Origin of the sequence: Streptomyces aquilus (assembly GCF_003955715.1) — a bacterium.
GTDB lineage: Bacteria > Actinomycetota > Actinomycetes > Streptomycetales > Streptomycetaceae > Streptomyces > Streptomyces aquilus.
Genome location: NZ_CP034463.1, coordinates 1,272,737 through 1,291,779 on the forward strand (window position 1 = coordinate 1,272,737; position 19,043 = coordinate 1,291,779).

At 70.9% G+C, this 19,043-nt stretch carries 21 protein-coding genes; 8 read left to right on the forward strand and 13 right to left on the reverse strand.

Annotation, left to right across the window (positions count from 1 at the left end; genetic code table 11):
- Positions 1-20: 20 nt before the first annotated feature.
- Together EJC51_RS06010 and EJC51_RS06015 are read right to left on the reverse strand one after the other, a co-directional pair.
- Positions 21-1,346, reverse strand: a complete 1,326-nt coding sequence (locus EJC51_RS06010; RefSeq protein WP_126270071.1) for an aldehyde dehydrogenase family protein — start codon at positions 1,344-1,346, stop codon at positions 21-23.
- Positions 1,347-1,468: 122 nt separating this feature from the next.
- A complete protein-coding gene (locus tag EJC51_RS06015; protein ID WP_126270072.1) occupies positions 1,469-1,906 on the reverse strand; it encodes a MarR family winged helix-turn-helix transcriptional regulator in 438 nt (145 codons plus the stop codon).
- A gap of 78 nt (positions 1,907-1,984) precedes the next feature.
- Between EJC51_RS06015 and EJC51_RS06020 the strand changes: the two genes are divergently transcribed.
- From EJC51_RS06020 to urtE, 6 genes are all read left to right on the forward strand, one after another.
- A complete protein-coding gene (locus tag EJC51_RS06020) occupies positions 1,985-3,097 on the forward strand; it encodes a substrate-binding domain-containing protein (RefSeq protein ID WP_126270073.1) in 1,113 nt (370 codons plus the stop codon).
- A gap of 207 nt (positions 3,098-3,304) precedes the next feature.
- Positions 3,305-4,573, forward strand: coding sequence for an urea ABC transporter substrate-binding protein (gene urtA, locus EJC51_RS06025; RefSeq protein ID WP_126270074.1), 1,269 nt, complete (start codon positions 3,305-3,307; stop codon positions 4,571-4,573).
- Positions 4,574-4,635: 62 nt separating this feature from the next.
- The gene (gene urtB / locus EJC51_RS06030) at positions 4,636-5,532 is read left to right on the forward strand and encodes an urea ABC transporter permease subunit UrtB (RefSeq protein WP_126270075.1); all 897 of its coding nucleotides are present in this window, start codon (positions 4,636-4,638) and stop codon (positions 5,530-5,532) included.
- Positions 5,529-6,620, forward strand: a complete 1,092-nt coding sequence (urtC, locus tag EJC51_RS06035) for an urea ABC transporter permease subunit UrtC (RefSeq protein WP_126270076.1) — start codon at positions 5,529-5,531, stop codon at positions 6,618-6,620. Before urtB ends, urtC begins: the two co-directional genes overlap by 4 nt.
- Positions 6,617-7,369 (forward strand): urea ABC transporter ATP-binding protein UrtD, encoded by a 753-nt coding sequence (gene urtD, locus EJC51_RS06040; RefSeq protein ID WP_126270077.1) that lies wholly within the window; start codon positions 6,617-6,619, stop codon positions 7,367-7,369. The genes urtC and urtD overlap by 4 nt, the downstream gene beginning before the upstream one ends.
- Entirely contained in the window at positions 7,369-8,061 is a 693-nt protein-coding gene (gene urtE / locus EJC51_RS06045; RefSeq protein ID WP_126270078.1) for an urea ABC transporter ATP-binding subunit UrtE, read from the forward strand. The genes urtD and urtE overlap by 1 nt, the downstream gene beginning before the upstream one ends.
- 72 nt (positions 8,062-8,133) lie before the next feature.
- Here the strand turns inward: urtE and EJC51_RS06050 are convergent, their stop codons facing one another.
- Positions 8,134-9,300 carry an RNA polymerase sigma factor gene (locus tag EJC51_RS06050; RefSeq protein WP_244362518.1) on the reverse strand — a complete coding sequence of 389 codons (1,167 nt, stop codon included), beginning with the start codon at positions 9,298-9,300 and terminating at the stop codon, positions 8,134-8,136.
- Complete coding sequence (locus tag EJC51_RS06055; protein WP_126276833.1) at positions 9,297-9,653, reverse strand: YciI family protein; 357 nt, start codon at positions 9,651-9,653, stop codon at positions 9,297-9,299. The genes EJC51_RS06050 and EJC51_RS06055 overlap by 4 nt, the downstream gene beginning before the upstream one ends.
- Positions 9,654-9,751: 98 nt before the next feature.
- Here EJC51_RS06055 and EJC51_RS06060 point away from each other — a divergent pair, with 98 nt between their 5' ends.
- Positions 9,752-10,789, forward strand: a complete 1,038-nt coding sequence (locus EJC51_RS06060) for an acyl-CoA dehydrogenase family protein (RefSeq protein WP_126270080.1) — start codon at positions 9,752-9,754, stop codon at positions 10,787-10,789.
- On the opposite strand, the gene EJC51_RS06065 is transcribed toward EJC51_RS06060, so the two are convergent.
- The 8 genes from EJC51_RS06065 to EJC51_RS49535 all read right to left on the reverse strand — a co-directional run bounded on the left by EJC51_RS06065 (position 10,786) and on the right by EJC51_RS49535 (position 17,700).
- The gene (locus EJC51_RS06065; RefSeq protein WP_126270081.1) at positions 10,786-11,199 is read right to left on the reverse strand and encodes a RidA family protein; all 414 of its coding nucleotides are present in this window, start codon (positions 11,197-11,199) and stop codon (positions 10,786-10,788) included. The genes EJC51_RS06060 and EJC51_RS06065 overlap by 4 nt on opposite strands.
- Positions 11,200-11,304: 105 nt before the next feature.
- Positions 11,305-12,129, reverse strand: coding sequence for an alpha/beta fold hydrolase (locus EJC51_RS06070; protein ID WP_126270082.1), 825 nt, complete (start codon positions 12,127-12,129; stop codon positions 11,305-11,307).
- Between the two features lie 40 nt (positions 12,130-12,169).
- Positions 12,170-13,315, reverse strand: a complete 1,146-nt coding sequence (locus tag EJC51_RS06075) for an LLM class flavin-dependent oxidoreductase (protein ID WP_126276834.1) — start codon at positions 13,313-13,315, stop codon at positions 12,170-12,172.
- A 22-nt stretch (positions 13,316-13,337) separates the two neighbouring features.
- Positions 13,338-14,522: an SfnB family sulfur acquisition oxidoreductase gene (locus EJC51_RS06080; RefSeq protein ID WP_126270083.1), complete on the reverse strand. Its 1,185-nt coding sequence runs from the start codon at positions 14,520-14,522 to the stop codon at positions 13,338-13,340.
- A gap of 7 nt (positions 14,523-14,529) precedes the next feature.
- Positions 14,530-15,084, reverse strand: a complete 555-nt coding sequence (gene ssuE / locus EJC51_RS06085; RefSeq protein ID WP_126270084.1) for an NADPH-dependent FMN reductase — start codon at positions 15,082-15,084, stop codon at positions 14,530-14,532.
- Positions 15,085-15,149: 65 nt separating this feature from the next.
- Entirely contained in the window at positions 15,150-16,367 is a 1,218-nt protein-coding gene (locus EJC51_RS06090) for an acyl-CoA dehydrogenase family protein (protein WP_126270085.1), read from the reverse strand.
- Positions 16,368-16,380: 13 nt separating this feature from the next.
- Positions 16,381-17,490: a dimethylsulfone monooxygenase SfnG gene (gene sfnG / locus EJC51_RS06095; protein WP_126270086.1), complete on the reverse strand. Its 1,110-nt coding sequence runs from the start codon at positions 17,488-17,490 to the stop codon at positions 16,381-16,383.
- Positions 17,491-17,616: 126 nt separating this feature from the next.
- A complete protein-coding gene (locus tag EJC51_RS49535; protein WP_356352894.1) occupies positions 17,617-17,700 on the reverse strand; it encodes a putative leader peptide in 84 nt (27 codons plus the stop codon).
- A gap of 138 nt (positions 17,701-17,838) precedes the next feature.
- Here EJC51_RS49535 and EJC51_RS06105 point away from each other — a divergent pair, with 138 nt between their 5' ends.
- On the forward strand, positions 17,839-18,765 hold the full coding sequence (locus EJC51_RS06105) for a LysR family transcriptional regulator (RefSeq protein WP_207924888.1): 927 nt from the start codon (positions 17,839-17,841) through the stop codon (positions 18,763-18,765).
- Between the two features lie 32 nt (positions 18,766-18,797).
- On the opposite strand, the gene EJC51_RS06110 is transcribed toward EJC51_RS06105, so the two are convergent.
- The gene (locus EJC51_RS06110) at positions 18,798-18,983 is read right to left on the reverse strand and encodes a hypothetical protein (protein WP_126270088.1); all 186 of its coding nucleotides are present in this window, start codon (positions 18,981-18,983) and stop codon (positions 18,798-18,800) included.
- Positions 18,984-19,043: the final 60 nt, after the last annotated feature.

Below are 19,043 nucleotides of genomic sequence, written 5' to 3' on the forward strand. Positions count from 1 at the left end.
CCCTCACCAGCGTCCCCGGCTCAGCCCAGCGGCTTGTTCAGGATTGCCTTGCGGTGGCTGAACGTCTCGATGGAGTAGCGGCCGTGGTAGTTGCCCATGCCGCTCTCGCCGACGCCGCCGAAGGGGAGGTCGGAGACGGTGAGGTGGGCGAGGGGGAGGCCGTAGCCGAGGCCGCCGGAGGAGGTTTCCGCGGCGAGGCGGGCGCGGGTGTCCTCGGACTCGGCGAAGACGTACAGGGCGAGCGGCTTGTCGCGGTCGTTGATGAAGTCGATCGCCTGGTCGAGGTCCGGCACGGTGACGATCGGGAGGATCGGGCCGAAGATCTCCTCCCGCATGACGGGCGACGCGGGGTCGACGTCCGCGAGGACGGTCGGGGCGATGTACTTCTGGGCACGGTCGGTGTCGCCGCCCACGACCACGCGGCCCGAGTCGAGCAGGCCGGTGAGCCGGTCGAAGTGGCGTTCGTTGACGATCCGGCCGTACTCGCCGGAGGTGGACGCGTCGGTGCCGTACACCGCCTCGATCGCCTTCGTCAGCAGCGGCTCCAGCGCCGCCGCCGTCTCCGGGTCGGTCAGGACGTAGTCGGGGGCCACGCAGGTCTGGCCCGCGTTGAGGAACTTGCCGCGGGCGAGGCGGTCGGCGACGACGGCGAGGTCCGCGTCGGGGGCGACGAACGCCGGGGACTTGCCGCCGAGTTCGAGGGTGACCGGGGTGAGGTGCTCGGCGGCGGCGCGCATGACGATACGGCCGACGGTGCCGTTGCCGGTGTAGAAGATGTGGTCGAACCGCTCGGCCAGCAGGGCCGTGGTCTCCGGGACGCCGCCCTCGACGACCGCGAAGGTCTCGGTGTCGAGGAACTCGGGCAGCAGCCGGGCCAGCGCGGCCGACGTCGCCGGGGCCAGCTCGCTCGGCTTGACGACCACGGCGTTGCCCGCGGCCAGGGCGCCCACGACCGGCGCGAGCAGCAGCTGGGCCGGGTAGTTCCAGGGCGCGATGACGAGAACGACGCCGAGCGGGTCGTACTGGGTCCAGGCGGTCGCGTCGGCGCCGAGGTGCGCGGGGACCGGCGCGGACTCGGGGCGCAGCCACTCCTCCAGGTGGTCGAGGGTGTGGTCGATCTCGCGGATCGTGAAGTCGATCTCGGTGCGGTAGGCCTCGGTGGAGCTCTTGCCCAGGTCGGCGTGGAGGGCGGCGGCCAGCTCCGCGCCACGTTCCGTGAGCAGCTCGCGCAGACGGCGCAGCTGCGTGGTGCGCCAGGCGAGGGGCTTGGTGCGGCCGGTGCGGAAGGCGGCGCGCAGTCGGGCCACGACGTCGGCGGGCTGCTCGGGGGTGGGCTGCTGGTTCACGGTGCCTCACTGGTGCTGCGCGGGCCGCTGGGCACGGCCTCGACGGTTAGATGCAAATGCCAACCTTTTCTGCACCGACATACATTCCCTCACCACGTACATAACTTTGCGCTACGGGTTGATCACACCCGGCTGGTCGCGTCGACCGTGGCAGCCAGCCGCTCCAGCAGGCCGCGCAGCAGTTCCTCGTCCCCGTCGCTCAGCGCGGGCCAGTCGGCGCGGACCGCGCGGTCGACGCGCCGCCAGTACTCCTGGCCGCGCGGGGTGAGGTGGGCGAGGATGCGCCGCCGGTCCAGCGGGTCCACCCGGCGGTGGACGAGGTTCTGGTCGACGAGGTGGTCGACGAGCTTGGTCAGCGTCGGCGGCGGCAGGAAGGCGGCCTCGGCGATCGCCGTCATGTGGTGCCCCTGCCCGTCGGAGAGCAGCCCGAGCACCCGCCAGGCGTCGAGCGAGCAGCCCTCCTCGTCCAGCGCCGCCTGGAGGCGTCGCGCCGCCAGCCGCTCGGCCCGGGTCAGAAGCTGCATCAGGTCGCGGGGCTGACGCGGTGATGAGGGGGGCATCGCGCTCCTAGGTCACGGGGTGCGTACATCGTATGAGACAGGCTGGAGTTCACCGGGCGGACCCGAAATCATGACGTCATGTTCCGGCCCCGTCCGCCCGCCCCCGACTGGTTCACCGCCGACGCCTCCGTGCTCGGCGTGGCCCTGGTCTTCCCGTTGCAGGGGCCCGCCGGGATCTTCGGGCCGACCTGCGAGTTGTGCGCCCAGCTGGCGGCCGAGGAGGTCAACCGGGCGGGCGGGGTCCTCGGGCGGGAGCTGAAGCTGCTGCCCGTCGACGGGGGCGCCTCGCCGCGGGAGATCGCCGACCACGTCGAGGCGCTGGTGGACCTGGGGGTCGTGCAGGGTGTCACGGGCTGGCACATCTCCTCGGTGCGGCAGGCGCTGGCGCCGAGAATCGCCCATCGGGTGCCGTACGTCTACACCGCGCTGTACGAAGGCGGCGAGCACACCGCCGGGGTGTTCCTGACGAGCGAGACACCGCGCGACCAACTTCGGCCCGCGATGGGCCTGTTGGCACACGAGCGCGGGGTGCGCCGCTGGTTCGTCGTCGGCAACGACTATGTGTGGCCGCGGCGTACGGCACGGGCGGCGCACGCGTACGCTCGCGAGTCCGGCGGGGTGATCGGCGGCGAGGTCTATCTCCCGCTCGGCACCCATGACTTCGAGCCGGTCCTGCGGCGCATCGAGCGCTCGGACGCGGACGGGGTGCTGATGCTGCTGGTCGGCAGTGACGCCGTGCGCTTCAACCGGGCGTTCGCCGCCTACGGGTTGGCCGCGCGCTGTCTGCGGCTCAGCACGCTCATGGACGAGAACATGCTGATGGCGAGCGGCCCTTCGGCCACCGAGGACCTCTACAGCACCGCCGGCTTCTTCGCTTCCCTCGCCAACCAGGACACCCTCGACCTCCACGGCCAGTACGCCGACCGGTACGGGATCGAGGCGCCCGCGCTCGGCAGTCTCGGCGAATCCTGTTACGAGGGCGTGCTGTTGCTCGCCGCGCTGCTCAAGCGGGCCGGGACCCTCGACGTGACGGCGATCGGGGCGGCGGCCGGGACGGTGTCGTACGAGGGTCCGCGCGGCCTGATGCATCTGCGGGACCGGCATGTGCGGCAGCGGATCTATCTGGCGCGGGCGGACGGGCTGGACTTCGACGTCCTCACGGAGCTCGATCTGCACGGAACCCGCCCTTGACAGGTGCCCGGCGCCGCCAAGATACTTCCCACAGAAAGTAATTAGAATGCCTCGGGCGAATTGTGATTTCTGTTTCCGAATGCAGATCACACGCTGTCCGGGGCGTTTTTTGTTGCCTCCGGGAAAGTCGAGCGAAACACCCTGGAAACAGGCGGACTTGAGTCTGTGGACCGCACTTCAGCAGGCCGTTCACCCTAGGGGGTTGGTTTGTCCAGCGGTTCCCGCAGTTCCCGTGTTCCTCGCCGTGGCTTCCTCGCCGTCGGCGCCGCCCTCACGGCGGTCGTGACGCTGTCCGCGTGCGGCGCCAAGACCGACGCGGCCGGCTCGTCGTCCGACAAGGCGGCGAAGATCGACGTCAGCGGTGACACCGTCAAGGTCGGTCTGCTCAACTCGCTTTCCGGCACGATGGCGATCAGCGAGGTGACCGTCCGCGACTCGCTGAAGCTCGCCATCGACGAGATCAACGCCTCCGGCGGCGTCCTCGGCAAGAAGATCAAGCCGATCAGCGAGGACGGCGCCTCCGACTGGCCGACGTTCGCCGAGAAGGCGCAGAAGCTCATCAAGGAGGACGGGGTCGCGGCCACCTTCGGCTGCTGGACCTCCGCCAGCCGCAAGGCCGTCAAGCCGGTCTTCGAGAAGAACAAGTCGCTGCTGTTCTACCCGGTGCAGTACGAGGGGCTGGAGCAGTCGCCGTACATCTTCTACACCGGCGCCACCACCAACCAGCAGATCGTCCCGGCCCTCGACTACCTCAAGAGCAAGGGCCTGAAGAAGCTGTACCTGGTCGGCAGCGACTACGTCTTCCCGCGCACCGCCAACAAGGAGATCAAGGCGTACGCGAAGGCCAACGGCATGACGATCCTCGGCGAGGACTACGCGCCGCTGGGCTCCACGGAGTTCTCCACGATCGCCAACAAGGTGAAGGCGTCGAAGGCGGACGCCGTCTTCAACACCCTCAACGGCGACTCCAACGTGGCCTTCTTCAAGGAGTACAAGTCGGCCGGTCTGACCGCCAAGTCGATGCCGGTCGTCTCGGTGTCGATCGCCGAGGAGGAGGTCAAGTCGATCGGCACGCAGTACCTGGCGGGCCAGTTGACGGCCTGGAACTACTACCAGACCACCGCGGGCGCGGCGAACGCGAAGTTCGTGAAGGCGTACAAGGCCAAGTACGGCCAGGACAAGCCGACCAGTGACCCGATGGAGGCCGCCTACACCTCGGTCTACCTGTGGAAGGCCATGGTCGAGAAGGCGAAGTCCTTCGACCCGGAGAAGGTGAAGGCCGCCTCCGACGGCATCACCTTCGACGCCCCCGAGGGCAAGGTCACCGTCGACGGCGCCTCGCAGCACGTCTACAAGACCGCCCGCATCGGCGAGATCGGGACCGACGGCCAGATCAAGGAGGTCTGGAACTCCGGCAAGCCGGTCAAGCCGGACCCGTTCCTCAAGGGCTACTCCTGGGCCTCCGGCCTGTCCTGACCGACCGTCATCCTCCGCGGGGTCCTCAGGGCCCCGCGGCGGCCGTCCCCCGGAGCCGCCTCATGACCGTGATCCTCGGTCAGACCTTCACCGGCATCAGCATCGGTGCCGTCCTGCTGCTCATCGCGCTCGGTCTCTCGCTCACCTTCGGCCAGATGAACGTCATCAACATGGCCCACGGCGAGTTCATCATGGCGGGCGCCTACACGACGTACGTCCTGCAGAAGTCCATTTCGAGTGCGGGAATTTCGCTGCTGGTCGCTCTTCCCGTCGCATTTCTCGTCTCGGGCGCGCTCGGCGCGTTGCTGGAATGGCTGCTGATTCGCCGTCTGTATCTGCGGCCACTCGACACACTCCTCGTCACCTGGGGTGTCTCGTTGATGCTCCAGCAGCTCGCCCGCGACATTTTCGGCGCCCCCAATGTGCAGACCCGCGCGCCGGACTGGCTGACCGGCAACATCACGGTCATCGGCGGCGACGACCCGCTCACCTTCGCCAACAGCCGGCTGTTCATCCTGGGGCTGGCGGTCGCGGCGGTCGTCGCGCTGTCGCTGACGCTGCGGCTCACGCCGCTGGGCCGGCGCATCCGGGCCGTGGTGCAGAACCGGGACCTCGCCGAGGTGTCCGGCATCTCGACCTCGACCGTGGACCGTACCGCCTTCTTCATCGGGTCCGGGCTGGCCGGAGTCGCCGGCGTCGCACTGACGCTGGTCGGGCCGATCGGGCCGACGATGGGCACCAACGTCATCATCGACGCCTTCCTGGTGATCGTGGTCGGCGGCATCGGGCAGCTCAAGGGCACGGTCATCGTGGCCTTCGTGCTGGGGGTGCTCCAGTCGGTCCTGGAGTACTCCACGACCGTCAGCGTCGCCAAGGTGCTGGTGCTCGTCGCGATCGTCGCGTTCCTCCAGTGGCGGCCCCAGGGGCTGTACACGCTGCGCACGAGGAGTCTCGTATGAACGTCCTCACAGGCCGCTCGGCACGGGCGTGGGCGGGGTTCGCCGGTGCCGCGGTCGTCCTCTTCGCGATCGCCCCGCTCGCGCTGTCGGACTTCCGGCTCGGGTTGCTCGCCAAGTACCTGTGCACGGCCATGGTCGCCGTCGGCATCTGTCTGGCCTGGGGCCGTGGCGGGCTGCTGACGCTGGGTCAGGGCGTGTTCTTCGGGCTCGGCGGCTACGCGATGGCCATGCACCTGAAGATCGCCGACGCCGGGCCCGGCAACCTGCCCGACTTCATGCAGCTGTACGGCACGGCCACCGAACTCCCCTGGTGGTGGAAGCCGTTCGAGAACCCGGCCTTCGCGCTGGCGGCGACCGTGCTGCTGCCGATGGCGGTGGCCGCGCTGCTCGGACTGTTCATCTTCCGGCGCCGGGTCAAGGGCGCGTACTTCGCGATCCTCAGCCAGGCCCTGGCCGCCGCGCTGGCCATCTGGCTGATCGGCCAGCAGGCCACGACCGGCGGCACCAACGGACTCACCGACATCCAGGGCTTCTTCGGGTACTCCCTCGACGACCCGGTCAACCAGCGGATGGTGTACTTCGTCATCGCCGCCGCCCTGCTGCTGCTCATGGCGATCGCCCGGCAGCTCATCAACAGCCGGTACGGTGAACTCCTCGTCGCCGTACGGGACTCGGAGGAGCGGGTGCGCTTCCTCGGGTACGACCCGGCGAACGTCAAGCTCGTCGCGTACGTCGTCGCCGCCGGGATGGCGGGGCTGGCGGGCGCGCTGTTCGTGCCGGCGGTCGGCATCATCTCGCCCGCGCTGATCGGCATCGTCCCGTCCATCGAGTTCGTCATCGGCGCCGCGGTGGGCGGCCGGGCCAGCCTGGTCGGCGCGGTGCTGGGCGCGGTCGCGGTCGCCTGGGCCAAGACCGCGCTGTCGGAGGAGTTCCCGGCGGCCTGGACCTACTTCCAGGGGCTGCTGTTCATCGTGGCGCTGGCCTTCCTGCCCGGCGGGCTGGCCTCGCTCGCGGTGCTCGTACGGCGGCGGCGCAAGGCACCCCCCGCGCAGAAGACGGCGGCCGTCCCGTTGGGAGAAGCAGCATGAGCGAGCTGGAGATACGCGGGCTGCGGGTAACCTTCGACGGGTTCACCGCCGTCGACGGGGTGGACCTCGACGTCGCCCCGGGCGATCTGCGGTTCCTGATCGGGCCCAACGGCGCGGGCAAGACGACCCTCGTCGACGCGGTCACCGGGCTGGTGAAGGCGGCGGGCTCGGCCAAGTTCGGCGGCGCGGAGCTGCTCGGGCGGCCCGTGCACCGGATCGCCCGGTCCGGCATCGGGCGGACCTTCCAGACCGCCACCGTCTTCGAGGAGTTGACGGTCCTTCAGAACCTGGACATCGCGGCGGGCGCGGGCCGGAGCATGTGGACCATGCTGCGGCGCCGCAAGGACGTGCCGGAAGCGGTCGCGCGGGCCATGGAGACGGTCGGCCTCACCGACCTCGCCGACTCCCCCGCCGGCACCCTCGCCCACGGGCAGAAGCAGTGGCTGGAGATCGGCATGCTGCTGGTGCAGGACGTGAAGCTGCTGCTGCTCGACGAGCCGGTGGCCGGCATGAGCCACGACGAACGGCAGGCGACCGGCGAGCTGTTGCAGCGCATCAGCGAGGAGCGCACGGTCGTCGTCATCGAGCACGACATGGACTTCATGCGGTCCTTCGCGCGCAGCGTCAGCGTGCTGCACGCCGGCAAGGTGCTCAGCGAGGGGACGGTGGCGCAGGTGCAGGCGGACCCGAAGGTGCAGGAGGTGTACCTCGGGCACGTGGAGGACACCGCCGTGGTTCAGGAGGCGTGATGCTCGAGATCGACGACGTCCGGGTCGGCTACCACCGCAGCACGGTCCTGCACGGGGTGTCCGTGACCGTCCCGAGGGACGGCGTGGCGGCCGTGCTCGGGCACAACGGCGCGGGCAAGAGCACGCTGCTGCGCGCGGCCGTGGGCCTGCTCACGCCGGTCGGCGGGACGATCCGCCTGGACGGCGAGGACATCACCCGCCGCAAGCCGCACGAGCGGGTCGCGCGCGGGATGGCGTACGTCCCCCAGGGCCAGCAGTCGTTCCCGCACCTCACCACCGCCGAGAACCTCCAACTCGTGGCCGACGGCCGCAAACGCGGCAGAGCGGCGGTGGCGGAGGCGCTGGACCTCTTCCCCGCGCTCAGGGCGCTGTCGAACCGTCGCGCCGGGCTGCTCTCGGGCGGCCAGCGCCAGCAACTCGCCATCGCCCGCGCCCTGGTGACGGAGCCTCGGATTCTGCTGCTCGACGAACCGACCGAGGGCATCCAGCCGTCGGTGGTCGCCGAGATCGAGGAGACCATCCTCGCCCTCGCGGCCCGGGGCGGGCTGTCGGTGCTGCTGGTCGAGCAGCACGTCGGCTTCGCGATGCGGGCCGCCGAGCGCTACTACGTGCTGGAGGCGGGCCGGGTGACCTCCTCCGGCGAGGGCGGCAAGGAGTCGGAGGTGGCGGTGCGGGAGGCGCTCAGCGTGTGAAGCACTCCATGCAGGCGCACTCCATGCAGGCGCACTCCATGCAGGCGCGCTCACCGCGAGGCGGAGGCGCGCTCAGCGCGTGAACCGTTGCAGGTAGGCGCGCTCGGCCGGACTGCGGCTCAGGGCGATGGCGGTCTCGTACTCCTGTCGGGCCTCCGCGTCCCGGCCGAGCCGGCGCAACAGGTCGGCACGGACGGCGTGCAGGACGTGGTAGCGGTCGAGGTCGAGGGCGTCGACGAGGTCGAGGGCCGGTTCCGGGCCCTCGACCTCGGCCACGGCGACCGCCCGGTTCAACGCCACGACCGGACCGGGCGCCAGCGCCATCAGCTGGTCGTACAGCTGGAGGATCTGCCCCCAGTCGGTGGGCGGTCCGTCGCTGTGGACGGCCTGGACGGCCGCCTGGATCTGGTACGGCCCCGGCTGGTTGCGGCGCAGACACCGTCGTACGAGAGCGTGCCCCTCCGCCACGAGCGCGCGGTCCCAGTGGTCGCGGTCCTGCTCGGGCAGGGGGACGAGGACCCCGTCGGCGTCCTCCCGGGCCGCCCTGCGGGACTCGACCAGCAGCATCAGCGCGAGCAGACCCGTGGCCTCGGGCTCGTCCGGCATCAGCTCGGTCAGCAGCCGGCCGAGGCGGATCGCCTCCGCGCACAGGTCGGCCGAACCCTCGTTGAAGATCAGGTAGATCACCGCGAGGACCCCCTTGAGCCGGTCCGGGAGGTCGGCGTCACGGGGCACCCGGTACGGGATGCGGGCGTCGCGGATCTTCGCCTTCGCGCGGACCAGGCGCTGGGCCATGGTCGGCTCGGGCACCAGGAAGGCGCGGGCGATCTGCGGGGTGGTGAGCCCGCCCAGGAGGCGCAGGGTCAGGGCGACCTGGGCCTGAGGGGCGAGCGCCGGGTGGCAGCAGGTGAAGATCAGACGGAGCCGGTCGTCGCGCACGGGGCCCTCCTCGGCCGGTGCGTCGGGACTGTGCAGCAGGGCGGCCTCGGCCTGCCGCGCCTCGCGGGAGGACTCGCGGCGCAGCCGGTCGATCGCCCGGTTGCGGGCGGTGGTGATGATCCAGCCCGCCGGGCTCGGCGGTACGCCGGACTCCGGCCAGCGCTGCACGGCCGTGGTGAAGGCGTCCTGGACCGCTTCCTCGGCGAGGTCGATGTCGCCGAGGAAGCGGACGAGGACGGCGACGGCGCGGCCGTACTCCGCGCGGAAGACGGCCTCGACGTCGACGGGCTGCGGTGTCACTCCTCCGCCTGGTGCATGAACGGGCGCACCTCGATGGGCAGCGTGGTGGCCCAGGTCGCCTTCCTGCCCCATTCCAGGGCCGCGTCCAGGTCGGGGGCCTTGATCAGGCAGATGCCGCCGAGGTACTCCTTGCCCTCGGCGTACGGCCCGTCGGTGATCAGGACGTCGCCGTCGCTCGGGCGCAGCACGGTGGCCGTCTCGGGGCCGTGCAGTCCGCCGGCGAAGACCCAGGCGCCCGCCTCGCGCAGCTCGTCGTGGAAGGTGCCGAGGTTGCGGACGATCTCCGCCATGGCCTCGGGCCCGGGCGGTGTCCCGTCGGTCGGGGTGATCACACTGAGCAGGTAGTACTGCATGACGTCCTCCTTGGCGTCGTGTCCTTCTCTCACCTCCTACACGAACGGCACACCCCCGGATCGACACCGCGCACGACGAGATCGGGAGAATCCTTCCCATGACCACCTCGCCACTGATCGCCAGCGCCCAGCAGCTCGCCGACACCCTCCTCGTCCCGAACGCGGAGCGGGTCGACCAGGCGGAGGTGCCCGCGAGCCACCTCGACGCGATCCGTCGCTCGGGCCTGCTCGGGGTGAGCGGGCCGGAGGCGTACGGCGGGGCGGGTGCCCCCGACGCGGTGGCGCGAGAGGTCCAGGAGATCCTGGCCGGGGCGTGCTGCTCGACCTGGTTCGTCCAGACCCAGCACCACACGCCGGTGCGGATGCTGGCGAAGTCGGAACTCCCGGTGCGGGAGCGCCTGTTGCGGCCGCTCGCGACCGGCGAGCTGCTGGCCGGGATCGCCTACGCCCATGTCCGCGCCTTCCCGCGCGTCGTCGTACGGGCCACGGCGGAGCGCGACGGCTGGCGGTTCGACGGGACCGTGCCCTGGTACACGGGCTGGGGGCTGAACGACGTGATGCTGCTCGCGGGGATCACCGACGCGGACGAGATCGTGTTCGCGTTCGCCGACGCCCGCGAGCAGCCGGGGCTGCGGCCCTCGGCGCCGATGCGGCTGGCCGCGCTGACGGCTGCCCGTACGGTCTCCCTGGACCTGGACGGGCTGTGGCTGCCGGAGTCGTCCGTGCTGCTGCGCACCCCGCAGGAGAAGTTCGCCCTCCTCGACATCCCCCGCAGCACCAACGCCTCCCCGGCCGTCTTCGGTCTTGCGTACGCCGCGCTGCGGGTCGTGGCGGACAACGGTGAGCATGAGACGGCCGAGGCGCTGCGCGAGGGCGTCGACGAAGTCCGCCGGAGGGCGTACGCGCTGGCCGACCACCCCGTCGCGCACGAGCACGTCGAGGAGCGGCTCGCCCTCAGGACACGCGCGTACGACCTGATGCGGGCGGCCACCACAGCGGCGGTCGTGTCCGGCGGCGGCCGCACCATGGACCTGCGCAACCCGGCCCAACGGCTGGCCCGCGAGGGGATGTTCCTGCTGATCCAGGGCCAGACGTCGGTCGTGCGGCGGGCACATCTCGACGCGCTGGGCGGCTAGGGCCTGTCCGACGCGTCGGATGACTCGCTGTTGCGCCGCGCATACACCTCTATCTCGATCTTCATGCGGGGGTCCGCGAGGCCGCACACGAGCATCGTGGCGGCCGGCCGGACGTCGCCGAAGCAGCGGCGCAGGACCGGCCAGCAGGGCTCGAAGTCCTCACGGTCGGGCAGTAGGTAGCGCACCCGCACCACGTCGGCGAAGGTGCACTTCGCCTCGGCCAGCGCGGCCTCGATGTTGCGCAGACACTGCTCGGCCTGCACCACCACGTCGTCGGAGATCGTCATGGTGGCGTAGTCGAAGCCGGTCGTCCCGGACACATGCACCCAGTCACCGTCGACCACGGCACGGGCATAGCCGATGTGCTCCTCGAAGGTCGAGCCGCTGAGGATCGCGCGTCGCTCTGTCATACGCAGAACGCTAGGTGACCAGCACAGATACGTCTAATACAGCTGAAGGCATGACCTGATATCCCTCGGCGTATGGAGCGCCCGGACTTCCCTGGCCCCGGCGAGCTAGTCCAGGAAATCGCGCAGGGCCGCGGTGAGTTCCGCCGGTGCGTCTTCCTGTACGAGGTGGCCGGCGCCGGGGATGAGTTCGAGCCGTGCGCCGGGGACGCGGGCGGCGAGTTCGTGGCCCTTGGCGGCCGGGATCCAGGTGTCGTCCTCGCCCCAGCAGATCAGCGTCGGGATCGCGATCTCGCCGTACCGGTCCTCGATCTCGTCGGTGTGGGCCTGGTCCGCCTGGGCGATCTGACGGTAGAAGGCGGCCTGTCCCTCGTCGCCGAGCCAGGGCTGGACGAGCCGGTCGAGGACGGCGGGGTGCAGGCCGGGGCTGCTGGCCGAGGTGACGTACTCGCGGACCAGGGCGCGGTGCAGCGCGGGCGGGAGTTGCTCGAAGACGTCCGAGGACTTGCCGACCAGGCGGAAGAAGGGCGAGCCCCAAGGGGCCAGCGCCACCGGGTCGACCAACACCAGCGAGTGGTAGCGGGCGCCGTGCAGCAGATGGGCGCGCAGGGACACCGCACCGCCGAAGTCGTGGGCCACCACCCGGGGTTCGTCCAGTCCCCAGTGCGCCAGGAGTTCGGTGAAGACCCTTCCCTGAGCCGCCAGGGAGACGTCCTGTCCCGCGGTCATCCGCGAGCTGCCGTAGCCGGGCATGTCCCACACGAACACCTGGTGGCGGCGGGCGAGCGCGCGGGCCACGGCACGCCACACGTACGAGGAGAAGGGCGTGCCGTGGTTGAGGACGACCGGCGGGCGGCCGGGTTCGCCGAGGCTGTCCCAGCGGACCTCCCCCGACGTGCTGCGGTACGTCCTGGTCAGCTGCCACTCACCCACGGACTCGCTCCTCCCGTGCCCACCGGACGACCCGGCGGTCTCAGCTCGCGAACGGCACCTGTGCCGAGGAGGTGATCTCCTTCCCGGCCGGGTGGTGCCACAAACCCTGCGCGGCCAGGCGCGGGAGCACTCCCTCACCGAACCAGTACGCCTCCTCCAGGTGCGGGTAGCCGGAGAGGACGAACTCGTCGATGCCGAGGGCGTGGTACTCCTTGATCCGCTCGGCGACCTCGTCGTGGCTGCCGACCAGGGCGGTGCCCGCCCCGCCGCGCACCAGGCCGATGCCGGCCCAGAGGTTGGGGTGGATCTCCAGGCCGTCCCGGTTGCCGCCGCCGTGCAGGGCGAGCATGCGCTGCTGCCCCTCGGACTCGCTGCGGGCGAGCCCGGCCTGGACGGACCTCACGGTCTCCGGGTCGAAGCCGTCGAGGAGCCGGTTCGCCTCGGCCCACGCCTGTTCCGAGGTGTCGCGGGTGATGACGTGCAGCCGGATGCCGAAGCGCAGGGTCCGGCCGTGCCGCGCCGCCAGCCCGCGCACCCACGCGATCTTCTCCGCGACCTGCGCGGGCGGCTCGCCCCAGGTGAGGTACACGTCCACGTGCTTCGCCGCGACCTCGCCGGCGATGGGTGAGGAGCCGCCGAAGTACACCTCGGGGACCGGGTCGGGCAAGCGGGCCAGCTTCGCGTCCTCGACCCGGAGGTGCTCGCCCTTCAGGTCGACCGTCTTGCCGTCCCACAACCCCCGTACGACTTCCAGGAATTCGTCGGTACGGCGGTAGCGGCCGTCCTTGTCGAGGAAGTCGCCGTAGGCACGCTGCTCGTGGCTCTCGCCGCCGGTGACGACGTTGAGCAGCAGCCGTCCGCCGGACTGCCGCTGGAAGGTGGACGCCATCTGCGCGGCCAGCGTGGGCGAGACGAAGCCGGGGCGGAAGGCGACGAGGAACTTCAGGCGCTCGGTGTTCTGACTGACCATCGCGGTCGTCAGCCACGCGTCCTCGCACCAGGCGCCGGTCGGCGTGAGCGCGCCGACGAAGCCGAGGTCCTCGGCGGCCCGCGCGATCTGGCTCAGGTAGGCCACCGTCGGCGGCCGGTCCCGTCCGGAGACGGTGGCCGGGGTGCCGTGGCCGCCGCCGACGACGTGCCGGCTGTCGCCGTTGGTGGGCAGGAACCAGTGGAAGGTGAGGGACACGTGGGGGTCTCCGTTCATGGGGCTAGAGCAGTCCGTGCCGGGGTGGCCGGGTGCCGTTGAGCACGTACCGGCCGATGTGCTGGATCTTCCAGCGGGTCGGGTCGTGCAGGGTGTGGGTGCGGGCGTCGCGCCAATGCCGGTGGAGATTGAGGGAGTTGAGGGCGGAGCGGGTGCCGGCCACCTCGAACAGCGCGCTCCCCACCTCCACGGCGGCCTGCGCGGCCCGCACCTTGGCGGCGGCCACGGCGATGGACGCCTCGGCCGCCGAGTCGTCGGTGAGCTCGGCCTGTGCCGCCTGCACGGCGCGCCCCGCCTCACGCACCAGCGCTTCCGCCGCCCGCACCTGGACGGCGAGTTCGCCGAACCGCTGGATCAGCAGCGGGTCCTCGGCGGCCGTCTCCACACCGCTCTCGAACCACGGCCTGCTCTTCGTCCGCACGAACTCCGCCGCCTCCGCCAGCGCTCCCCCGGCGATCCCGGCGTCGATGGCCGCGTGCAGCAACTGCGCTACGGCGCCGTGGAGTTGCGGACCCTCGAAGGTGAGGTGATGGGGCAGGACCCGGTCGGCCGGGACCGGCACGCCCGCCAGGCGGACGGTGCCGCTGGCGGTCGTACGCTGGCCCAGACCGTCCCAGTCGTCGACCACCGTGAGCCCCGGCGCGTCGGCCGGCACGTACGCGACGTGGAGCTTGTCGTCCTCGGCTCGGGCCAGCACCGGGATCCAGTCGGCGAACAGGGCGCCGGTCGAGTAGTGCTTGACGCCGTCGAGGACGTACGAGCCGTCCGGCCGCGGGGTCAGACGGGTGCGGATGTCCTGGACGTGCTTGGTGCCCGCCTCGGACTGGGCGTTGCCGAAGCGGCGGCCGGCGAGGAGTTCGGCGAAGAAGAACTTGCGCTGCTCCTCGGTGCCCTGCCGGCGGATCACGTTGACGTAGGCGAAGTGGCTCTGCGGGATCTGCGCGAGGCTCCCGTCGGCGGTGGCGAGCAGCCGGAAGATCTCGGCGAGGGTGGGTGCGCCGACGTCCGCGCCCCCGTGGTCGGCGGGGACGGTGACGGCGAGCAGGCCGGACGTGGAGAGCCGGTCCAACTCCGCGCGGGGCAGCCTGCGTTCGGTGTCCCGCGCGGAGGCTCCGGCGCGGAACTCGTCGGCCAGGGCCGCCGCGACGGCGAGGGCCTCCGCGTCGTCGGCGATCACATGGGCGGTCATCGTCGGCTCAGCTCGCCGCTGCCAGGACCGGGGTGCGGCCGAGGGCGGCCGAGAACTGGTCGACGACCTGGGTGAGGGCGTCGCGGGCGGTCGCGGCGACGGACAGGGTCCCGTCCTCGTGCGGGGTGATGTCCTTGTCGAGGGTGAACCAGCCCTGCACGATGTGGGCGGCGCCCATGGAGTTCAGGACCGGGCGCAGGGCGTAGTCGATGGCCAGGACGTGGGCGGTGGTGCCGCCGGTGGCGAGCGGCAGGACCGTCTTTCCGGTCAGCGCGTACTGCGGCAGCAGGTCGAGCAGGGCCTTCAGGACTCCGGAGTACGAGGCCTTGTAGACCGGGGTGCCGACGACGACGCCGTCGGCACGGGCGAACAGCTCGGTGGCCGCGACGATCGCCGGGTGCTGGAAGTCGGCGCCGAGGAGGGCCTCGGCGGGGATCGTGCGCACGTCGAGCGGGACGACCGTGTGCCCCTGGGCGACGAGGCGCTGGTCCAGGTGGCGCAGCAGGCGGTTGGTGCGGGAGGAGGCGGACGGGCTGCCGGAGACGGACAGGACGGTGGCCATGGGTCCTCTTTCGGGGAGGCGGGGCGCCCCTGGCGGGCGAGCCGGGGGCGCCCCTGGGGAAGCGGTCAGGAGTACCAGGTGGGTTCGGGCAGTTCGCCCTCGAGGACCCAGCGGCCGACCTCGCGCCGCTTGTAGGCGACGGGGTCGTGGAGGGTGTGGGTGCGGATGTTGCGCCAGAACCGGTCGAGGCCCTCGGCGGTGGTCGTGGACCGGGCGCCCGTCACCTCGAAGATCTTGCCGGCGACCTCCAGGGCGACGTCGGTGGCGCGGGCCTTCACGGCCGCCACCCGTACCTCGAAGTCGCCACGGGTCCGCTCGGTGACCGCGTCGGGGTCGTCGTGCAGCTTCTGTCCCTCGGCGGCGACGGCGTCGGCGAGCGCCTCGACGGCCCACAGCTTGGCGGTGAGGTCGCCGTAGATGTCGATGACGTACGGCTCGTCGACCGCCCGCTCGTGTCCGCCGTGCAGCCAGGAGCGGGACTTGGTGCGGGTGTAAGTGGCGGCCGTCTCCAGGGCGCCGCCCGCGATCCCGAGGTAGAAGTTGACGAAGACCAGCTGGATGGTGGGCACGTTGAGGGTGTTGTACGTGCGCGGCTGGAACCGCTTGTCGACGTAGCCGGCCGCCGACGACCACGGCGTACGCACCCCGTCGAGGGTGACGCCGCCGCTCTCGGTCAGCCGTTGGCCGATGTTGTCCCAGTCGTCGTGGAAGGTCAGGCCCTCGCTGTCGGAGGGCACGATCGCGAAGACGTGCTGGTCGGTGCCTTCGAGGACGCCTTCCAGGACGGTGACGTCGGAGACCTTGCTGCCGGTGGAGAAGGACTTGCGGCCGGTGAAGACGAGGTCGTCGCCGTCCTCGGTGACGATCACGTCCTTGTCGCGGGGGTTGACGGCGCCGCCGAAGAACCAGCGGTTGCGGGCGGCCTCGGCCTCGACGTGCTCCCACTGCTCACGGGTGCCGACCAACCGGGCGGCCCAGTTCCACAGGTAGTGGTAGCCGAGGAGCTGGCCGATGGAGCCGTCGGCCTTGGCGACCTCGCGGACGACCCGGTACGCGGTCTGCCAGTCCTGGCCCGCGCCGCCGTGCTCCGTGGGGCCGAGCAGGGTGACGAGACCGGCGTCCTTGAGCAGCTGGACCTCGGCGTACGGGGTGGCGCCGGCCCGGTCGCGGGCGGCGGCGTCGGTGGCGAGGACGGCGGCGACCTCGGCGGCGCGGGCGATCCAGTCCTGGGCGGTCCGGGGAGCGGGCCGGTGCTCCCAGTCGGTGTGCGTGGCGGTGCTCATGTCGGTTGCCTCCTCAGACCTGGGCGGGGACGGACTCGGGGAGCTGGGCCTCCAGTTCGCGCACCAGCGGCAGGACGCGGCGGCCGAAGTACTCGACCTCCTCGTGGTAGTGCAGGAAGCCGAGCAGGAGCAGGTCGACGCCGAGCTTCTTGTAGGCGACGATCCGCTCGGCGATCTGCTCCGGGGTGCCGATGAGGCCGGTGCGGAAGCCGTCGTTGTACTGGACGAGGTCCTCGAAGGAGGAGTCCTGCCACATGCCCTTCTTGTCGGCGGTGGACTGGCCCGCCTGCTTCACGGCCGCGCCGAAGCCCTCGACGGCCTCGGTGTCGGCCTTGGCGACGATCTCGCGCAGGGTGTCGCGGGCCTCGGCCTCGGTGTCACGGGCGATGAGGAAGCCGTTGAGGCCGAACTTCGGTGCCGTACGCCCCACTTCGGCGGCCGACTTGCGGACGTCGGTGATCTGCTCGACGACCCCGTCGAAGTCCTTGCCGTTGGAGAAGTACCAGTCGGAGACCCGCCCGGCCATCTGGCGTGCGGCGGTGGAGTTGCCGCCCTGGAAGATCTCCGGGTGCGGCCGTTCGGGGGTGTTGAGGGGCTTGGGCTTGAGGGAGAAGTCACGCAACCGGTAGAAGTCACCGGCGAGTTCGGTGTGGTCCTCGGTCCAGATCTGGCGCAGGGCGCGGATGAACTCCTCGGAGCGGCGGTAGCGCTCGTCGTGCTCCAGCCAGGGCTCACCGAGGGCGGTGAACTCGCCCTTGAACCAGCCCGACACGACGTTGACCGCGAACCGGCCGTTGGACAGGTGGTCGGCGGTGGCGCCGAGTTTGGCGAGGACGCCGGGGTGCCACAGGCCGGGGTGGACGGCGGCGATGACCTTCAGGCGTTCGGTGGCGAGGAGGAGGGCGAGACTGAAGCTGGTCGACTCGTGCTGGAACTCGGCGCCGTAGCTGGCCATGTAGCGGACCTGGCTGAGCGCGTAGTCGAAGCCGTTGTTCTCGGCGAGGACGGCGAGTTCGCGGTTGTAGTCGTAACCCCAGTCGGTGCGCTGCTCGATCCTGCTGGTGACGAGTCCCCCGCTGACGTTGGGGACCCAGTAGGCGAATTTGACGGGCTCTGCGGGCATGCGGAACTCCTGTTGCGGATGGTGCGTAATGTTTTCGGGCACGCCGAATTCAGGAAATGCGCGGGCGCGCAGAATTCAGGCGAGAAACGAGAAAACAGACGTGACGCGGGGAACCTTGAGCAGTGCTCAGGCCGCGGGGCAACAGGAGGCGCTGGAGACGCGTGCGAGGTCGACATGGCGTCGCCGCGTGAGGTCCAGTCGCATCTTCATGTCCTCGATCGTGACAGTCGCCGGTCGGGGCCGTCAAGGTAAACCCGACCGGTCTCGTATCGCGGACCATTGAATTTCACGAAGGTGTGACAGGGAAACCCTTGAACGTGCCGGGAAATGGGCCGCATTCTGCCTGGCATGCGCACCGAACAGCTCGAATACATCGCCGCGGTGACCCGGCTCGGTTCCCTGCGCCGGGCCGCCGAGGAACTGCGCCTTTCCCAGCCCGCGTTGAGCGAGACCGTGCGGAATCTGGAACGCGAGCTCGGCGTGGACCTCCTGGAGCGCAAACGCTCGGGCGCGACGATGAGCGCGGAAGGGCGGGAGCTGCTGCCGCACATCGTCAACGTGCTGGACGCGGTGGACCGGTTGCGGGCGGCGGCGGGTGAGCAGCACCGCATCAGCCGGATGGTGCGGGTGGGCACGGTGAACGCGGCGACCGTGCCGCTGCTCATCCCCGCCGTGCGCGACTTCCGCGCCTGCCATCCGCACACCCAGGTCGAGGTGGTCGGCGCGCAGCAGACCGAGATCCACCGGGCGCTGGCCGAGGGCGGTCTCGATCTCGGCCTGGTCAACCACCTGGACGGCGACGACGTCCCGGCGGGCATCGAGTCCACGGAGCTGCTGCGCGGTCGGCCGGTGGTGTGTCTGCGGCCCGACCATCCGCTGGCCGCGCGCACGGTGGTGACCGTGGACGATCTGCTGGCCGAGCCGCTGATCGCGATGCGGACCGGATATGTCATGCACCGCTATGTGCACCGCCTGCTGCGCGGTCGCGGCCCGTCCTTCTCCTACTCCACCGACGGCGCCGAGATGGGCAAGCTGATGGTGGCCGAGGGGCTCGGGGCGACGGTGCTGCCGGACTTCAGTGTGGTGGGCGACCCGCTGGAGCGGCAGGGCACGATCACCTGGCGGCCGATCGCCGGTGACACGACACGGGTGCTGCTGATGCTCCAGCGGCGCCGGGCCGAGTCCGTGCCGCGAGCGGCTCAGGACCTGCACGAGGTGTTCGTGCGCCGGGCCCGGCGAGCGGCGGGGTCCGGTCGGGACGACGCTGACCGGTGACCTGCGGGTGAGGGCCGTCGGGACAGGTCCGGTCAGTCGTCGTCGCCCTGGAGCACCACGAGGAACGCGTCGGACTTCAGGTCCATGACGACCGTCGCGGGTTCACCCTGGGCGCGGCGCTGCGCCGCGTACTCCTCCGCCGGCCACGATCCGCGTGGAGCGCCTGCCGGGAACCGCTCCAACACCTTCGCACCCATATCGGCGATCACCTCCGACATCGATCTTCCGTTCAGTACGACGGCGGTATGACGGGCCACCGTCATACTGTGCGGTTGCCC